The following is a 15661-nucleotide window of genomic DNA, read 5'->3' as shown; positions in this document are numbered from 1 at the left end:
GCTCAGCGCACCCGTCGCGCGCCCGCCGCCGGGACCGCCTCGAAGACGCGGGGGGCCGTGAAGCCGGCCGCCGCGAAGGCCTCCTCCACCGCCTTGGTGATCGTCGGGACGTCGGTCTCCTCCGCCAGGACGATGGCCGAGCCGCCGAAGCCGCCGCCGGTCATGCGGGCGCCGAGGGCGCCCGCGCCCACCGCCGTCTCCACCACCAGGTCGAGTTCGGGGCAGGAGACGCGGAAGTCGTCGCGCAGGGAGGCGTGGCCCTCGGCCAGGACGGGGCCGATGGCCCGGGTCTCGCCCGACTCCAGCAGGGAGACGACCCGTTCGACCCGCTCGTCCTCCGTCACCACGTGACGGACCAGCCGGCGGACCTCCTCCTCGTCGCCGAGCCGCTGAAGCGCCGCGTCCAGTTCGTCGTACGGCAGGTCCCGCAGCGCGTCGACGCCCAGCAGGGCCGCGCCCTTCTCGCAGCCGGCGCGGCGCTTGCCGTACTCGCCCTCGCTGTGGCTGTGCTTGACCTGGGTGTCGACGACGAGCAGGCGCATGCCCTCGGCGGCCAGGTCGAAGGGGATCTGCCGCTGGGAGAGGTCACGGGTGTCGAGGAAGAGGGCGTGGCCCGTCTCGCAGCAGGCGGAGGCCGTCTGGTCCATGATGCCGACGGGGGCGCCGACGTAGACGTTCTCGGCGCGCTGGCACAGGCGGGCCAGCTGCCAGCCGCGCAGGCCGAGGCCGAACAGGTCGTTCAGGGCGAGCGCGACCACGACCTCCAGGGCCGCCGAGGACGACAGGCCCGCGCCCGCCGGGACGGTCGAGGCGAGGTGGATGTCGGCGCCGGTGACGGTGTGTCCGGCCTCGCGCAGCGCCCACACCACGCCCGCCGGGTAGGCGGTCCACCGCTTGTCGGACTCGGGGGTCAGGGCGTCCACCGTCAGTTCCACGACCGGCCCGTCCACGTCGGCGGAGTGCAGCCGCAGGACGCCGTCGTCGCGCCGGGACACCGCCGCGACCGCGGTGTGCGGCAGGGCGAACGGCATGACGAAGCCGTCGTTGTAGTCGGTGTGCTCGCCGATGAGGTTGACCCGGCCCGGTGCCGCCCACACCCCGTCCGGCGCGGCCCCGTACAGCTCCTCGAACCGCTCGGCGACGGACCCCGCGACGGACTCGCTGGACTCGCTCATGCCCTGACCCCTGCCTCTTCGTGATGTTCTACTCGGCCTGTCCGGCCTGCTGCGCGCGCTGCTGCGCGAACTCCCACGCGTCCGCGACGATCCCCGCGAGGTCGGCGCGCGACGGGTTCCAGCCCAGTTTCTCGCGGGCGGTCGCGGCCGACGCGACCAGGACCGCCGGGTCGCCGCCCCGGCGGGGTGCCACGACCTCGGGGATCGGGTGGCCGGTGACCTGGCGGACCGTCTCGACGACCTCGCGGACGGAGAAGCCGTTGCCGTTGCCGAGGTTGCAGATCAGGTGCTCGCCGGGCGCGGCGGCCTTCAGGGCGAGCAGGTGGGCCTCGGCCAGGTCGGCGACGTGGATGTAGTCGCGCACGCAGGTGCCGTCGGGCGTCGGGTAGTCGTCGCCGTAGACGGAGATCGCCTCGCGCCGTCCCTGGGCCACCTGCAGCACGAGCGGGATGAGGTGCGACTCGGGGTCGTGCCGCTCGCCGTACCGCCCGTAGGCTCCGGCCACGTTGAAGTAGCGCAGGGAGACCGCGCCCAGGCCGTGGGCGGCCGCCTCGCCGGTGATCATGTGGTCGACGGCGAGCTTGGAGGCGCCGTAGGGGTTGGTGGGGCGGGTCGGCGCGGTCTCGACGATCGGGACCTGCTCGGGTTCGCCGTACGTCGCCGCCGTGGAGGAGAACACCAGCCGGCGCACACCCGCCTCGCGCATCGCGCCGAGCAGCGCCATGGTGCCGCCGACGTTGTTGTCCCAGTACTTCTCCGGCTTCACCACCGACTCGCCGACCTGCGAGAAGGCGGCGAAGTGCAGCACGCCGTCGAACGACGGGTCGAGCCATTTGGCGGCGTCGCGGATGTCGCCCTCGATGAACGACGCGTCCGCGGGGACGCCCTCCCGGAAGCCGGTGGAGAGGTTGTCGAGGACGACGACCTCGTGGCCGGCCTCCAGCAGGTGCTGGGCGACGACCCCGCCGACGTAACCGGCCCCGCCCGTCACCAGGTACTTCCCGCTCATGAACTCGCTACCTCTCGCAGTCGCTCGGCCGCGCGCTCCGGCGGCACGTCGTTGATGAACACGTTCATGCCGGACTCGGAACCCGCGAGGAACTTCAGCTTGCCGGACGTACGGCGGATGGTGAAAAGCTCGAGGTGGAGCGCGAAGTCGTCACGGGTGACGCCGTCGAACTCCTCCAGCGCGCCGAACGGGGCCTGGTGCCAGGCCGCGATGTACGGCGTCGGGGGCTCGCCCTCCCCGAAGATCCGGTCGAAGCGCTTCAAGAGTTCCAGATACACCTGGGGGAACTCTGTGCGCGCCGCCTCGTCCAGTCCGAGCAGGTCGGGCACCCGGCGCCTGGGGTAGAGGTGGACCTCGTAGGGCCAGTGCGCCGCGTACGGCACGAAGGCCACCCAGTGTTCACCCTCAAGGACGATCCGTTCGCCGGCCTGTTCCCGCTCCAGCACGGCGTCGAAGAGGTTCTCGCCGCCCGTCGCCTCTTTGTGTGCGGCCACTTGGCGCAGCATCAGGGCGGTGCGGGGGGTGGTGAAGGGGTAGGCGTAGATCTGCCCGTGCGGGTGCTGGAGGGTGACGCCGATCTCGGCCCCCCGGTTCTCGAAGCAGAAGACCTGTTCGACGGAGGGCAGATGCGACAGCTCGGAGGTCCGGTCGGTCCAGGCGTCGAGCACCAGGCGCGCCTGCCGCTCGCTCAGGCCGGCGAAGGACGCGTGGTGGTCGGAGGTGAAGCAGACGACCTCGCACCGGCCCGAGTCCCCGGCCAGCGAGGGGAAACGGTTCTCGAAGACGACCACGTCGTACGACGAGTCCGGGATCTCGCTCAGCCGGTCGCCCTCGGAGGGGCACAGCGGGCACTCGTCGGCCGGCGGGTGGTACGTGCGTCCCTGGCGGTGCGAGGCGATGGCGACGGAGTCGCCCAGCAGTGCGTCGCGGCGGATCTCGGACGTGGTGACGGTGGCGTCCAGCGGGCGGCGGTCGGCGGCGTCGCGGACGGTGTCGTCGGCCAGGTCGTAGTAGATGAGCTCGCGGCCGTCGGCCAGCCGGGTCGAGGTCTTCTTCACTGCCGCACTCCTCTGCACCCGTCCATCACTCAACACAATTAAACATAACACATCACAACCCACCAGCGAGCGTTACTCATCACGATCAAACAAAGAACGCCATGGGACGTGTTCAGTCGCTGAACACGGAGGCATAGGTTCCGCACCGGATCAGTTCGCGAACGAAGCGAGTGTGTATGCAAACCCCCACATACCTGGCCGCAGAGCTTCGACTCCCCACCAACTGGCTGGACTACACGATCCTCGGGATCTACTTCGTCGTCGTGCTGGGCATCGGCCTCGCCGCCCGCCGCTCGGTCAGGACCAGCCTCGACTTCTTCCTCTCCGGCCGCTCCCTGCCCGCCTGGGTCACCGGCCTGGCCTTCATCGCGGCCAACCTCGGCGCCACCGAGATCCTCGGCATGGCGGCCAACAGCGCCCAGTACGGCGTCTACACGACCCACTGGTACTGGATCGGCGCCATCCCCGCGATGGTCTTCCTGGGCCTGGTGATGATGCCGTTCTACTACGGCAGCAAGGTCCGCTCGGTCCCCGAGTTCCTGCTGCTGCGCTTCGACAAGGCGGCCCACCTGCTCAGCTCGGTCCTCTTCGCGGCCGCGGCCATCCTGATCGCCGGTGTCAACCTGTATGCCCTCGCGATCGTCGTCGAGGCCCTCCTCGGCTGGCCGCAGTGGGTGGCGATCGTCGTCGCCGGCTTCTTCGTCCTGGCCTACATCACCCTCGGCGGCCTGTCCTCGGCCATCTACAACGAGGTCCTGCAGTTCTTCGTCATCCTCGCCGCACTCATCCCCATCACCGTGCTCGGCCTGAAGAGCGTCGGCGGCTGGGACGGACTGTCCGACTCCCTCACCGAGTCACGCGGCGACGATTTCATGACCGCCTGGGGCGGCACCGGCATCGGCAGCGACAACCCGCTCGGCGCCAACTGGCTGACCATCGTCCTCGGCCTCGGCTTCGTCCTCTCCTTCGGCTACTGGACGACGAACTTCGCCGAGGTGCAGCGCGCCCTGTCCGCCAAGAACCTCTCGGCGGCCCAGCGCACCCCGCTCATCGCCGCGTTCCCGAAGATCTTCATCGTGTTCCTGGTGATGATCCCGGGCCTGGTCGCCGCCGTGATGGTCCCGCGGATCGGCACGGGCGACTCGGACCTGCAGTACAACGACGCGATCCCGTACCTGATGCAGCAGCTCCTGCCCAACGGCGTCCTGGGCATCGCCGTCACCGGCCTGCTGGCCGCCTTCATGGCCGGCATGGCCGCCAACGTCTCCTCCTTCAACACCGTCTTCACCACCGACATCTGGGCGAAGTACGTGGTGAAGCACCGCGAGGACGAGTACTACGTCCGCTTCGGCCGCCTGATCACCGCGGTCGGCGTCCTCGCCTCCATCGGCACGGCGTTCCTGGCCAGCTCCTTCTCCAACATCATGAGCTACCTCCAGACGCTGTTCTCCTTCTTCAACGTGCCGATGTTCGTGGTCTTCATCATCGGCATGTTCTGGAAGCGGGCGTCCATGAAGTCCGGCTTCTGGGGCCTGATCGCCGGCACCACCGCCGCGATGATCAACTACTTCGTCATCTACAAGCAGGGCATCATCGACATCCCCTCCGACCAGGGCGCCAACTTCGTCTCCGCGATCGCCGGCTTCGTCGCGGGCGCGGTGGTCATGGTCGCCGTGTCGCTCTTCACCGCACCCAAGCCCGCCGACGAGCTCCAGGGCCTGGTCTACGGCACGCGCTCGCCCGGCATGGCGGAGCCGCCCGCCGAAGGCGACGACGCGTGGTACCGCAAGCCCGCGCTGCTGGGCTGGGGTGCGGTGATCCTGGCCGCCGCCTGCTACATCCCGTTCTCGTTCTGACCGCGGGAGGATGGAGAGACCATGTCCGAGCACTTTTCCGAGCGTGAGCTCCAGCACGAGGTCTCCGAACTGGAGACCAAGTCCGCCACGGCCGCACGGCTGTTCGACATCCGGCGGATCATCGGCGGGCTGTTCGTCGTGTACGGCGTGATCGTCACGATCGCGGGGTTCACCGCGTCCGACGCGGACATCGACAAGGCCCAGGGGGTCAACATCAACCTCTGGACAGGGCTGGGGATGCTGATCCTGGGCCTGCTGTTCCTCCTCTGGCTGAAGCTCAGGCCGACGGCTCCGCCGCCGCCGGACCTCGTTCCGGGAGAACGGAAGGAGTAGGGGGCGCTGTACGGGGCTGTGCGGTCCGGTGTCGTGCGGGGTGCCCCCGCCGCACAGGCGCCACGGACATCCCCCCACCGGACCGCACACCGCACCACGGGCATCCCCACCCACCGGACCGGACACCGCACCACAGGCATCCCCACCCGGCGCAGGGTCTAGGATCCGCTCCCCACCGGCCCCGCGCGGTCCAGGAGGCCCGTGCGGGCGGCCAGGGCCGCCGCCTCCAGGCGGGAGCCCACGCCCAGTTTCATCAGGACCCGCTGGACATGCGTCCGGGCCGTGGACGGTGCGATGCCCATGCCCGCCGCGATCAGCCGGGTGTCCTCCCCGTCGGCGACCCGCACCAGCACCTCCACCTCCCGGGGCGTCAGCATCCGCAACAGCCGCGCGCCCTCGTCATCCGGCTGCGCCGCGGGGTTCAGCAGCTCCCCGAACGCCCCCTGCAGCAACTGCGGCGCCACCGCGGCCTCCCCCGCCCGCGCCTTCATGATCGCCCGCTCGACCCCCTCGATGCGCTCGTCGTGCCGCACGTACCCCGACGCCCCCGCCGCGAACGCCGCCGCGATCCCCCGCGGCGACGGCACCGGCCCCAGCACGACCACCGCCACCTGCGGCCGCTCCCGCTTGATCTTCACCACCGGATCGAAGGCCCCCGCGTTCGCCGGCGCCGCCGTCCCCAGCAGACACACCTCCGGCGCCCTGCTGATCACCAGATCCGCCGCCCCGGACGCCGGCGCCGCGGCCGCCAGCACCCGGTGCCCCCGCAGCTTCAACGCCGAGGCCAGCGCCTCGGCGAGCAACCGGTGGTCGTCGACCACCATCAGCCGCACTCCCATCGAACAACCAACCCCCCACGACAACGCACCCCAAGATGCCCCCGGAAGCTACACGCTTGTTCGACATCGCGCTCCCCCTACCGGCGAGAATCGCCCCGGATCGCCGAAATTCTCGCATTCGACGGCGATGGGCCCATGATGAGCGATACGCCCGCGGCCCCGTCCCTGACCAGGGACGGGGCCGCGAAAAGCGAGAATCCGAACGATCAGCTCGTACCGAAAGCGATCACGAGGTACTCCTTCTCGTCCGAAGCCGACGAGAAATCACTGGCGTAAATATCGGACATGTACAGGCCGCCCTGCGAGAACAGGATCTCCGAGTACTCCGGGGACATCCGCGCCTCCACGTCCCGCACGGTCTCCGTCGCCGGGTTCTCCATCAGCGTCGTCTGCTTGAAGGTCCCCCCGTCGATGCTGACGATCTGCCCGCCCTTGTCGTACGGCGGACGCTTGTATGCCAGGAGGTTGCCGCCGTCCATCCGCAGCGGGACGATCGTGTAGTCGTCCCCCGCGTCGGCCCGCTGACCGGTCTGCTTGCCGGTCGCCAGGTCGAAGACGACGATCTCGTTGGTCTGGCTGTACGACTCCCCGCCGACCTCGTGCTCCTCGGTGGCGATGTACAGCCTGTCGTCGCCGACCACCAGCCCGCTGCACTTCTCGAGCTTGTAGATGCCGTCGCAGCGGGCCCCGAACTCCTCGCCCGGCGCGGAGATGCGCGTGCGCAGCTTGCCGGTCTTGTTGTCGATGGAGAAGAAGTCCGAGATCCCGCTGCCGTCACCCGCGGATTCGTTGACGTCGGCCGCCACGACCAGCGGGTCGGTGGAGACGACGGCGGCGTACTCGATGCCCTCGTCCATCTTGTACTCGGCGATCACCTTCCCGCTCTTCGGGTCGATGTTCTGGATGTGCAGCCGCCGCTGGTCGTACGAGCCGCACTTGCGTACCGCGACGAGCTTCTCGCCGCCGCCGTACCCGGAGTCGTAGCAGGAGTCGGACGTCTTGGGCGCCCACAGCTGCTCACCGGAGGCGATGTCCCAGGCGGCGCCGCCGCTGGTGCTGCCCGCCGCGACGGTACCGCCGCCGATCGTGACGTTGTTGAAGCTGACCGGTGTGGTGCCGGACTTGGCGGTCTTGGTCCACAGCTCCTTGCCCGCCTCCAGGTCGATCACCGCGACCTGCGTGCAGGCCTGCGGGTTCCCCTTGGTCGGCATGGCGGGCTTGAAGGTGATCGCCGTCTTGTTGTCCTCGGTGACGCGGTGGGTGGCCTCGCACACCGGTCCGGGCAGGTCGATCTTCCACTTCTCGGTGCCCTTGGCGCGGTCGTAGCCGACGATCTCGGCGATGCCGCTCTTGGCGTAGACCGTGTCGGTCAGCCAGGAACCGGAGGTGGAGATGGTCGTGACGTCCTTGGGGGTCTTGGGCGCGGGCACCTGGAAGAGCACCTTGGAGCCGGTGTCGGCCGGTGCCTTCTCCTTCGCCTCGGAGGAGCCGCCCCCGCCTTCCCCGCCGCCGCCGTTCGTCTTGTTCTTGCCGTCGCCGGACTCCGCGCTGGTCTTCTTGTCGTCGTCCTTGCCGGACGACGACGCGTACCAGACACCGGCGCCGACGATCAGGGCGATGGCCGCGACCGCCGAGACGATGATGGCGGCCTGCGCGTTGAACTTCTTCCCGCCACCTCCCGGCTGCGGCTGCATCGGCATGGTCGGCGGCTGCGGATATCCGTAGCCGGGCTGCCCGTACGGCCCCGGCTGCCCGTACGCCGCGGGCTGCTGCGGCTGCCCCGGATACCCGTACCCGGCGGCGGCCGGAGGCTGCTGCGGGTATCCGTATCCGGGCCCCTGCGGGGCGGCCGGAGGAGCCGCCGGGGTCTGCGGAGCCTGCGGGTACCCGTACCCGGGTTCCTGCGGAGCGGCCGGAGGACCGGCCGGAGTCTGCGGGGCGGCCGGAGGAGCCTGCGGATACCCGTACCCGGGTTCCGGGGCCTTGTTGAGATCGGGCCCACCAGGAGCGGCCGGCGGCTGCGGCGGACCGAACCCCGGCTGCTGCGGGGGCTGGTTGGGCGGCGGAGGCGGTTGGGTCATGACGTGAGTACCTCGGAGAAGAAGGGGACGGCGGACGGCGGACGGCGAGAAGAGGACGGACCGCGGCTCTCACTTGCCGTAGGCGAGCATCAACTTCTCCTTCGCATCGTCATTGCCGGTCAGCCGCGTGGTCGAGATGTAGAAGCGTCCGTCGACCCAGTCGATCGACTTGCTGAAGAAGCTGCCCTCGATGTCCGCGACGCCCTGCGGGTTCCGCATCAGTCCGGCCGGCTTGTGGTCGCCGCCGACCGGGACGGCCACGACCTGGCCGCCCGCGTCGTACGACGGTTCGACATAGGCGATGAGCTTGCCGCCCTCGATCTTCATGGGCTGCATGGACTCCTCGACGGGGGACTTGACCCGCCACCGCTCCTTGCCGTTGTCGAGGCTGACGGCGACGATCTCGTTGGCCCCGGTGGTCGCCTCGGTGGGCAGGTAGAGGGTGTTCCCGTCGACGACGGCGCCCTCACAGCCCTGGAGGTCGCGCGCGAGGATGGCCCAGTCGCAGCCGGGGGCGAAGTCCTCGTCGACGGTGACCTCGGAGCGGAACTTACCGCTGCCGCCGGTGAAGGCGGATATGTTCCAGGCCTTCTTCTCCTCGTTGGTGCTGTAGACGACCACCGGGTCGACGGAGTAGGTGCGCTCGATGCGCCACCCCTTGTCGAACTTCTGGGTCCACTTCACCTTTCCCGTCTTCGGATCGAGCTCCTGGAGCTCGTCGTGCTCGTTGGTGCCGCCGGCGCCGCAGGACGCGACCTGGAGGAGGCGCTCACCGCCCGCGAAGGCGGCGGGGAAGCAGGGGGCGTCGCCGTACTTCCTCGCGTCGAACAGCTTCTTGCCGTCGGTCACGTCGTACGCCGTGCCGGACTGCGAGCGGCCCACCATCAGCGTGTCGCCGGTGAGGGTCATCTCGATGGTGAGCGCGGAGTCGAACAGGGCGCCGTCGGGGACCTCCTGCTTCCAGCCCTTCTCGCCGGTGTCGAGGTCGACGAGCTGGAGCTGGTTGCACTTGGCGCTGTCGCTCTTGCCGCTCTTGTAGGCGATGACGACCTTGCCGTCGGCCGTCTTCTCCCGTGTGACCGCGCAGATCTCCTGCGGGAAGGTGATGGTGTCCCAGGTGGGCCTGCCGTCACCGACGTTGTAGGCGACGAGCTCCTTGTAGGCGGCCTTCACCGCCGTCTTGTCGGTGATCCACATGCCGGGGGCTTCGGCGCCGGAACCGGGCGCGTCGGGCGCCTCCTTGTACCAGAGCACCTTGGACTCACCGGCCTGGCGGCCCTTGTTGAGGTCCTCCGGGTCCTCGCCGCCGTCGCCGCTGCCGTCGCCCGGGTTGACCGGGGCGCCGGACGAGCCACCCGGCTCGGGGTCGTCGGTCTGCTGGGCGACGGGCTTCTCGTCCTTCTTGCCGTCGTCACCGGAGACGGCCCACACGGTGCCGCCGACCACCAGCAGCGCGGCGACCGCCGCACCGATGATCATGACGGGCTTGCGCGTGAAGGGGTTGCGGGAGCCGGACCCGCCGGGCGGCGGCGTGCCGGGCGCCCCGGGGAACTGCGGCTGCGGCGGGTATCCGTACCCGGGCTGCTGCCCGTACGGTCCCGGCTGCTGCGGCTGCCCGTAGGGCCCGGAGGCGTACGGCCCGGAGTTGTACGGCCCCGGCTGCTGCGGATACCCGTATCCGGGCTGCGGCGGACCCTGCGGGGGCGAAGGGGGCGTCTGCGGAGCCCCGAAGCCACCCCCCGGCGGCGGTTCCTGCGGCGCTCCGAAGCCTCCCTGCGGCGGCTGGTTCGGCGGCTGCGTCATCAGCGCGTTCCCCCTTACATCACTGACTTCTAGCCACGCCCTGAGGTGCGCGATGAACCCAGAGCCGTATGCAGACGTTTCTCAGACTGGGCCCTTTCTATCACCCGGCACGGACACACCACCGGGCCGCGTTCTCCCCTGTTCCCAAGGGAGGACCGGCCCGTGATGCCCCCGTTACGCGCCCTCACGCCCTCTTCACACCACGCGCGCCCCGCGCGCGAACGGGCAGGGACGGCTCAGGCGTCCTCCGCCAGTTCCAGCCAGCGCAGCTCCAGCTCGTCCCGCTGTCCGGCCAGCTCCCGCAGCTCGGCGTCGAGTTCGGCGACCTTCGCGAAGTCGGTGGCGTGCTCGGCGATGGCGGCGTGCAGCTTGGTCTCCTTCTCGGAGACCTTGTCGAGCTGCCGCTCGATCTTCTGCAGCTCCTTCTTGGCGGCGCGCTGGTCGGCGGCGCTCCTCTCCGGCGCGGAACCCTGCGGCGCCGCGGCCGGTGCGGAGGCCGCCGCGGCGGCCTCCTCCATGCGCTTGCGGCGCTCCAGGTACTCGTCGATCCCGCGCGGCAGCATCCGCAGGGTGCCGTCGCCGAGGAGGGCGAACACGCGGTCGGTGGTGCGCTCGACGAAGAACCGGTCGTGGGAGATGACGATCATCGAGCCGGGCCAGCCGTCGAGGAGGTCCTCGAGCTGGGTGAGGGTCTCGATGTCGAGGTCGTTGGTGGGCTCGTCGAGGAAGAGGACGTTGGGCTCGTCCATCAGCAGCCGCAGCAGTTGCAGCCGCCGCCGCTCACCGCCGGACAGGTCGCCGACCGGCGTCCACTGCTTCTCCTTGTTGAACCCGAACGTCTCGCAGAGCTGCCCGGCGGTCATCTCCCGACCCTTGCCGAGGTCGACGCGCTCGCGCACCTGCTGCACGGCCTGGAGCACCCGCCAGGTGGGGTCGAGCTCGGCGACCTCCTGGGAGAGGTAGGCGAGCTTGACCGTCTTGCCGACCTTGACCCGGCCGCCCGCGGGCTGCACCTCCCCCTCGCTCCGGGCGGCCTGGGCGAGCGCCCGCAGCAGGGACGTCTTGCCCGCGCCGTTGACCCCGACCAGACCGATGCGGTCCCCGGGTCCGAGCTGCCAGGTGATGTGCTTGAGCAGCACCTTGGGCCCGGCCTGGACGGTGACGTCCTCCAGGTCGAACACCGTCTTGCCGAGCCGGGAGGAGGCGAACTTCATCAGCTCGCTGCTGTCGCGGGGCGGCGGAACGTCCTTGATCAGCTCGTTCGCGGCCTCGACCCGGAAGCGCGGCTTGGACGTGCGCGCGGGGGCGCCGCGCCGCAGCCAGGCCAGCTCCTTGCGGACCAGGTTCTGCCGCTTGACCTCCTCGGTGGCGGCGATGCGCTCACGCTCCGCGCGGGCGAAGACGTAGTCGGAGTAGCCGCCCTCGTACTCGTACACGTCACCGCGCTGCACGTCCCACATGCGGGTGCAGACCTGGTCGAGGAACCAGCGGTCGTGGGTGACGCAGACAAGCGCGGACCGGCGGTTGCGCAGGTGCTCGGCGAGCCAGGCGATGCCCTCGACGTCGAGGTGGTTGGTCGGCTCGTCGAGGACGATCAGGTCCTGCTCCTCGATGAGCAGCTTGGCGAGCGCGATCCGGCGCCGCTCACCACCGGACAGCGGTCCGATGACCGTGTCCAGGCCCTTGGGGAACCCCGGCAGGTCCAGTCCGCCGAACAGTCCGGTCAGTACGTCCCTGACCTTGGCGTTCCCGGCCCACTCGTGGTCGGCCATGTCGCCGATGACCTCGTGCCGGACGGTGGCGGCGGGGTCGAGGGAGTCGTGCTGGGTGAGCACCCCGAGCCGCAGCCCGCCGGAGTGCGTCACGCGCCCGGTGTCGGCCTCCTCCAGCTTGGCCAGCATCCGGATGAGGGTGGTCTTGCCGTCCCCGTTGCGCCCCACGACCCCGATCCGGTCCCCCTCGGAGACGCCGAGGGAAATGCCGTCGAGCAGCGCGCGCGTCCCGTACACCTTGCCGACGTTCTCGACATTGACCAGATTGACGGCCATTACTCTCCTGCCCGGTGGATCGATCAGCTTTCCAGCGTATGCCCTGTGGGGACGGGGCCGGGACGCGAGGAGGCAGTCACTCTTTGTGATGACGTGATCGGAAACGGGCGGCTACCGTAGGAGGCAGGCAGCAGGATCCCGTCCATGGGAGGAACCATGACCGCCGAGCCCGTAGAGCACCGCCGTCGCTGGCCGGTGCCGCCCCAGGACGGCTACACCGTGGACGACCTGTTCACGCTGCCCGATCTCCCGCCGCACACCGAGCTCATCGACGGGAGCCTGATTTTCGTGAGTCCGCAGCGAGATTTCCACAGCGTCGTCATCGACCTGCTGGTCAACGGGCTTCGCCAGACCGTGCCGCCCGGGTTCAGGATCAGGCGGGAAATGACCATCGTCCTTGACCGACGCAACGGCCCCGAGCCTGACGTGAGCGTTGTCCGCACCGACGCGATCACCGGATCGGGCCAGACGCGCTACGCGGCGAAGGACGTGCTCCTCGCCGTCGAGGTCGTCTCCCCGGACTCCGAGTCACGCGACCGCACCACCAAGCCGCAGAAGTACGCGACCGCGGGCATCCCGAACTTCTGGCGCGTCGAGGAGAACGGCGTGAGCGGCAGGCCTGTCATTCACGTCTACGAGCTGGATCCGATGACACAGGCCTACGTGCACATGGGCATGCACCGCGACCGCATCAAGGTCGACAAGCCCTACTCCATCGACATCGACCTGACTGCCGTCGACGAGCTCTGAGGGCCGGGCGCTTCAGACGACCGTTGCCCCCGACACCGGCCCCGATGCCGTACGTACGTCACGGCACGTGCCGGAGGCTCTCAGCGCCCCCGCGATGACCTCGGCCGCCTCCGCGTCCCGCGCCAGGAACGCCGTCGTCGGCCCCGAGCCCGAGACCAGGGCGGCCTGCGCACCGGCCGAGCGGCCCGCCGCGAGGGTGTCGGCCAGCTCCGGGAACAGGGAGAGGGCCGCCGGCTGGAGATCGTTGGTGACGGCGGCGGCGAGCGCTTCCGCGTCCCCCTTCGCCAGGGCGCCGATCAGTTCCCGCGACGCGACCGGCTCCGGGATCTCCCGCCCCTCCCCCAGCCGGTCGAACTCCCGGAACACCGCCGGTGTGGACAGCCCCCGTGAGGCCATCGCGAACACCCAGTGGAAGGTCCCCCCGACCTCCAGCTCCGTCAGCTTCTCCCCCCGCCCGGTACCGAGCGCCGCCCCTCCCACCAGGCTGAACGGCACGTCGCTGCCCAGTTCGGCGCAGATGTCGAGGAGTTCCTCGCGCGAGGCGCCCGTCCCCCACAGCGCGTCGCACGCCAGCAGGGCGCCCGCGCCGTCCGCGCTGCCGCCGGCCATGCCCCCGGCGACGGGGATGTCCTTGGCGATGTGGAGGTGGACGTCCGCGTCCCGGCCGTACCGCTCGGCGAGCGCCAGGGCGGCGCGGGCGGCGAGGTTGGTGCGGTCGAGGGGGACCTGGCCGGCGTCGGGGCCGGCGCAGGTGATGCGCGGTCCGTCGGCGGACGGGGTGGCGGTGACCTCGTCGTACAGGCCCACCGCGAGGAAGACGTTGGCGAGGTCGTGGAAGCCGTCGGGGCGGGCCGCGCCGACCGCGAGCTGGACGTTGACCTTGGCGGGGACGCGGACGGTGACGCTCACTGCTGGCCCTGCTCCTTGTTCTCGGCGATGCGCGCGAACTCCTCCACCGTGAGGGACTCACCCCGCGCCTGCGGCGACACGCCCGCCGCGACCAGGGCGGCCTCCGCCGCGGCCGCCGAACCCGCCCACCCGGCGAGCGCGGCCCGCAGCGTCTTGCGGCGCTGGGCGAAGGCGGCGTCGACGACGGCGAACACCTCGCGCCGGGAGGCCGTGGTCTTCAGCGGCTCCGCGCGGCGGACCAGCGAGACCAGCCCGCTGTCGACGTTGGGCGCGGGCCAGAAGACGTTCCGCCCGATGGCGCCGGCCCGCTTGACCTCCGCGTACCAGTTGGCCTTGACCGAGGGCACGCCGTACACCTTCGAGCCGGGGGCGGCGGCGAGCCGGTCGGCGACCTCCGACTGGACCATGACGAGGGTGCGCTCGATGCTCGGGAAGGTCTCCAGCATGTGCAGCAGCACCGGGACGGCCACGTTGTACGGCAGGTTCGCGACCAGCGCGGTCGGGGCGGGCCCGGGCAGTTCGGTGACGTGCATCGCGTCGGAGTGGACCAGCGCGAACCGCTCGGCCCGCCCGGGCGTGCGGGCGGCGACGGTGGCGGGCAGCGCGGCGGCCAGGACGTCGTCGATCTCGACGGCGGTGACCCGGTCGGCGGCCTCGAGGAGCGCCAGCGTGAGCGAGCCGAGCCCCGGACCGACCTCGACGACCACGTCGTCGGGGCGGACCCCGGCGGTGCGCACGATACGGCGGACCGTGTTGGCGTCGATGACGAAGTTCTGGCCGCGCTGCTTGGTGGGCCGTACGCCGAGGGCGGCCGCCAGTTCACGGACGTCGGCGGGGCCCAGGAGGGCGTCGGGGGTGGGGCTGGTCACGGGACAAGGGTACGGGGCGCGGCGACCGGGCAGGTCACGCCTGTGGACAACCGAAGGCGCGGGCGGTGTTCGCCCCGAGGGCGGTGGCGAGGGTGTCCTCGTCGACGCCCCGGACGGCCGCCATCGCGCGTACGGTCACCGGCACCAGGTAGGGGGCGTTGGGGCGGCCCCGGTAGGGCGCCGGGGTCAGGAACGGAGCGTCGGTCTCCACCAGGACCAGTTCCAGCGGGGCCACGGCGAGCGCGTCCCGCAGGTTCTGCGCGTTCTTGAAGGTGACGTTGCCGGCGAACGACATGTAGTACCCGGCGCCCGCGCAGATCTCCGCCATCTCGGCGTCCCCGGAGTAGCAGTGGAAGACGGTGCGCTCGGGGGCGCCCTCCTCCTTCAGTACGCGCAGGACGTCGGCGTGGGCGTCGCGGTCGTGGATGACGAGGGTCTTGCCGTGGCGCTTGGCGATCTCGATGTGGGCGCGGAAGGACCGCTCCTGCGCCTCCTTGCCCTCGGGGCCGGTGCGGAAGTAGTCGAGGCCGGTCTCGCCGACGCCCTTGACCTGGGGCAGCGCGGCCAGCCGGTCGATCTCGGCGAGCGCCTCGTCCAGCGCCGCGTCCCCGCCGGGCTGCCTGGCCCCCTGCCGGGACCAGCCGTCGGGGTCTCCGTGGACGATGCGTGGGGCCTCGTTGGGGTGCAGTGCGACCGTCGCGTGGACGGCGTCGTACGCCGCCGCCGTCTCGGCCGCCCACCGGGACCCCTCGAGGTCGCAGCCGACCTGCACCACGGTCGTCACCCCCACCGACGCGGCCTTGGCGAGTCCCTCCTCCACGGTGCCGGACTGCATGTCGAGGTGGGTGTGCGAGTCCGCGACCGGCACCCGCAGGGGCTCCGGGAGCGGCGGGGCGGCGTTCTTGTCGAGGGCGTTCGCAGGCATGCCCCC

13 protein-coding genes are annotated in these 15661 nt (G+C 70.7%); 3 read left to right on the top strand and 10 right to left on the bottom strand.

The genetic code is table 11. The annotated features are described in order from the left end of the window. Window positions 1-2: 2 nt before the first annotated feature. From galK to galT, 3 genes are read right to left on the bottom strand one after another with little or no spacing between them, the layout of a single operon-like run. The gene (gene galK / locus IH50_RS0132090; protein WP_030870328.1) at window positions 3-1175 is read right to left on the bottom strand and encodes a galactokinase; all 1173 of its coding nucleotides are present in this window, start codon (window positions 1173-1175) and stop codon (window positions 3-5) included. A 28-nt stretch (window positions 1176-1203) separates the two neighbouring features. Beyond that, window positions 1204-2184: a UDP-glucose 4-epimerase GalE gene (gene galE / locus IH50_RS0132085; RefSeq protein WP_030870327.1), complete on the bottom strand. Its 981-nt coding sequence runs from the start codon at window positions 2182-2184 to the stop codon at window positions 1204-1206. Further along, the gene (gene galT / locus IH50_RS0132080; RefSeq protein ID WP_030870324.1) at window positions 2181-3242 is read right to left on the bottom strand and encodes a galactose-1-phosphate uridylyltransferase; all 1062 of its coding nucleotides are present in this window, start codon (window positions 3240-3242) and stop codon (window positions 2181-2183) included. The genes galE and galT overlap by 4 nt, the downstream gene beginning before the upstream one ends. 176 nt (window positions 3243-3418) lie before the next feature. Here galT and IH50_RS0132075 point away from each other — a divergent pair, with 176 nt between their 5' ends. Continuing rightward, a complete protein-coding gene (locus tag IH50_RS0132075) occupies window positions 3419-5098 on the top strand; it encodes a sodium:solute symporter family protein (protein ID WP_030870321.1) in 1680 nt (559 codons plus the stop codon). A 21-nt stretch (window positions 5099-5119) separates the two neighbouring features. Continuing rightward, complete coding sequence (locus IH50_RS0132070) at window positions 5120-5431, top strand: hypothetical protein (RefSeq protein WP_030870318.1); 312 nt, start codon at window positions 5120-5122, stop codon at window positions 5429-5431. A 158-nt stretch (window positions 5432-5589) separates the two neighbouring features. Here the strand turns inward: IH50_RS0132070 and IH50_RS0132065 are convergent, their stop codons facing one another. The 4 genes from IH50_RS0132065 to IH50_RS0132050 all read right to left on the bottom strand — a co-directional run bounded on the left by IH50_RS0132065 (window position 5590) and on the right by IH50_RS0132050 (window position 12202). Next, window positions 5590-6270: a helix-turn-helix transcriptional regulator gene (locus tag IH50_RS0132065; RefSeq protein WP_030870314.1), complete on the bottom strand. Its 681-nt coding sequence runs from the start codon at window positions 6268-6270 to the stop codon at window positions 5590-5592. Window positions 6271-6476: 206 nt separating this feature from the next. Then, window positions 6477-8351 carry a PQQ-binding-like beta-propeller repeat protein gene (locus tag IH50_RS0132060; RefSeq protein ID WP_078914167.1) on the bottom strand — a complete coding sequence of 625 codons (1875 nt, stop codon included), beginning with the start codon at window positions 8349-8351 and terminating at the stop codon, window positions 6477-6479. Between the two features lie 69 nt (window positions 8352-8420). Further along, on the bottom strand, window positions 8421-10154 hold the full coding sequence (locus IH50_RS0132055) for a PQQ-binding-like beta-propeller repeat protein (RefSeq protein WP_030870309.1): 1734 nt from the start codon (window positions 10152-10154) through the stop codon (window positions 8421-8423). A gap of 236 nt (window positions 10155-10390) precedes the next feature. Beyond that, window positions 10391-12202 (bottom strand): ABC-F family ATP-binding cassette domain-containing protein, encoded by a 1812-nt coding sequence (locus tag IH50_RS0132050; protein WP_030870306.1) that lies wholly within the window; start codon window positions 12200-12202, stop codon window positions 10391-10393. A gap of 156 nt (window positions 12203-12358) precedes the next feature. Here IH50_RS0132050 and IH50_RS0132045 point away from each other — a divergent pair, with 156 nt between their 5' ends. Then, window positions 12359-12952, top strand: coding sequence for a Uma2 family endonuclease (locus IH50_RS0132045; protein ID WP_037873251.1), 594 nt, complete (start codon window positions 12359-12361; stop codon window positions 12950-12952). Window positions 12953-12964: 12 nt separating this feature from the next. On the opposite strand, the gene IH50_RS0132040 is transcribed toward IH50_RS0132045, so the two are convergent. Genes IH50_RS0132040 through IH50_RS0132030 form a run of 3 tightly spaced genes read right to left on the bottom strand, consistent with a single transcriptional unit; the run spans window position 12965 to window position 15655 of the window. After that, complete coding sequence (locus IH50_RS0132040; RefSeq protein ID WP_030870301.1) at window positions 12965-13861, bottom strand: 4-(cytidine 5'-diphospho)-2-C-methyl-D-erythritol kinase; 897 nt, start codon at window positions 13859-13861, stop codon at window positions 12965-12967. Beyond that, entirely contained in the window at window positions 13858-14730 is an 873-nt protein-coding gene (gene rsmA, locus IH50_RS0132035; protein ID WP_030870299.1) for a 16S rRNA (adenine(1518)-N(6)/adenine(1519)-N(6))-dimethyltransferase RsmA, read from the bottom strand. Before rsmA ends, IH50_RS0132040 begins: the two co-directional genes overlap by 4 nt. A gap of 34 nt (window positions 14731-14764) precedes the next feature. Next, the gene (locus IH50_RS0132030; RefSeq protein WP_030870297.1) at window positions 14765-15655 is read right to left on the bottom strand and encodes a TatD family hydrolase; all 891 of its coding nucleotides are present in this window, start codon (window positions 15653-15655) and stop codon (window positions 14765-14767) included. Window positions 15656-15661 lie beyond the last annotated feature (6 nt).

Source organism: Streptomyces sp. NRRL S-37 (genome assembly GCF_000721605.1).
Taxonomy (GTDB): Bacteria; Actinomycetota; Actinomycetes; order Streptomycetales; family Streptomycetaceae; genus Streptomyces.
Note: the sequence above shows the minus strand (reverse complement) of the source record. Positions and strands in the feature narration are given on the sequence as shown.

Excerpts from the sequence above, each read along its gene's own strand:
- galK (WP_030870328.1), bottom strand. The coding sequence starts at position 1,175 with ATGAGCGAGTCCAGCGAGTCCGTCGCGGGGTCCGTCGCCGAGCGGTTC.
- galE (WP_030870327.1), bottom strand. The coding sequence starts at position 2,184 with ATGAGCGGGAAGTACCTGGTGACGGGCGGGGCCGGTTACGTCGGCGGG.
- IH50_RS0132075 (WP_030870321.1), top strand. The coding sequence starts at position 3,419 with ATGCAAACCCCCACATACCTGGCCGCAGAGCTTCGACTCCCCACCAAC.
- IH50_RS0132070 (WP_030870318.1), top strand. The coding sequence starts at position 5,120 with ATGTCCGAGCACTTTTCCGAGCGTGAGCTCCAGCACGAGGTCTCCGAA.
- IH50_RS0132065 (WP_030870314.1), bottom strand. The coding sequence starts at position 6,270 with ATGGGAGTGCGGCTGATGGTGGTCGACGACCACCGGTTGCTCGCCGAG.
- IH50_RS0132060 (WP_078914167.1), bottom strand. The coding sequence starts at position 8,351 with ATGACCCAACCGCCTCCGCCGCCCAACCAGCCCCCGCAGCAGCCGGGG.
- IH50_RS0132055 (WP_030870309.1), bottom strand. The coding sequence starts at position 10,154 with ATGACGCAGCCGCCGAACCAGCCGCCGCAGGGAGGCTTCGGAGCGCCG.
- IH50_RS0132050 (WP_030870306.1), bottom strand. The coding sequence starts at position 12,202 with ATGGCCGTCAATCTGGTCAATGTCGAGAACGTCGGCAAGGTGTACGGG.
- IH50_RS0132045 (WP_037873251.1), top strand. The coding sequence starts at position 12,359 with ATGACCGCCGAGCCCGTAGAGCACCGCCGTCGCTGGCCGGTGCCGCCC.
- IH50_RS0132030 (WP_030870297.1), bottom strand. The coding sequence starts at position 15,655 with ATGCCTGCGAACGCCCTCGACAAGAACGCCGCCCCGCCGCTCCCGGAG.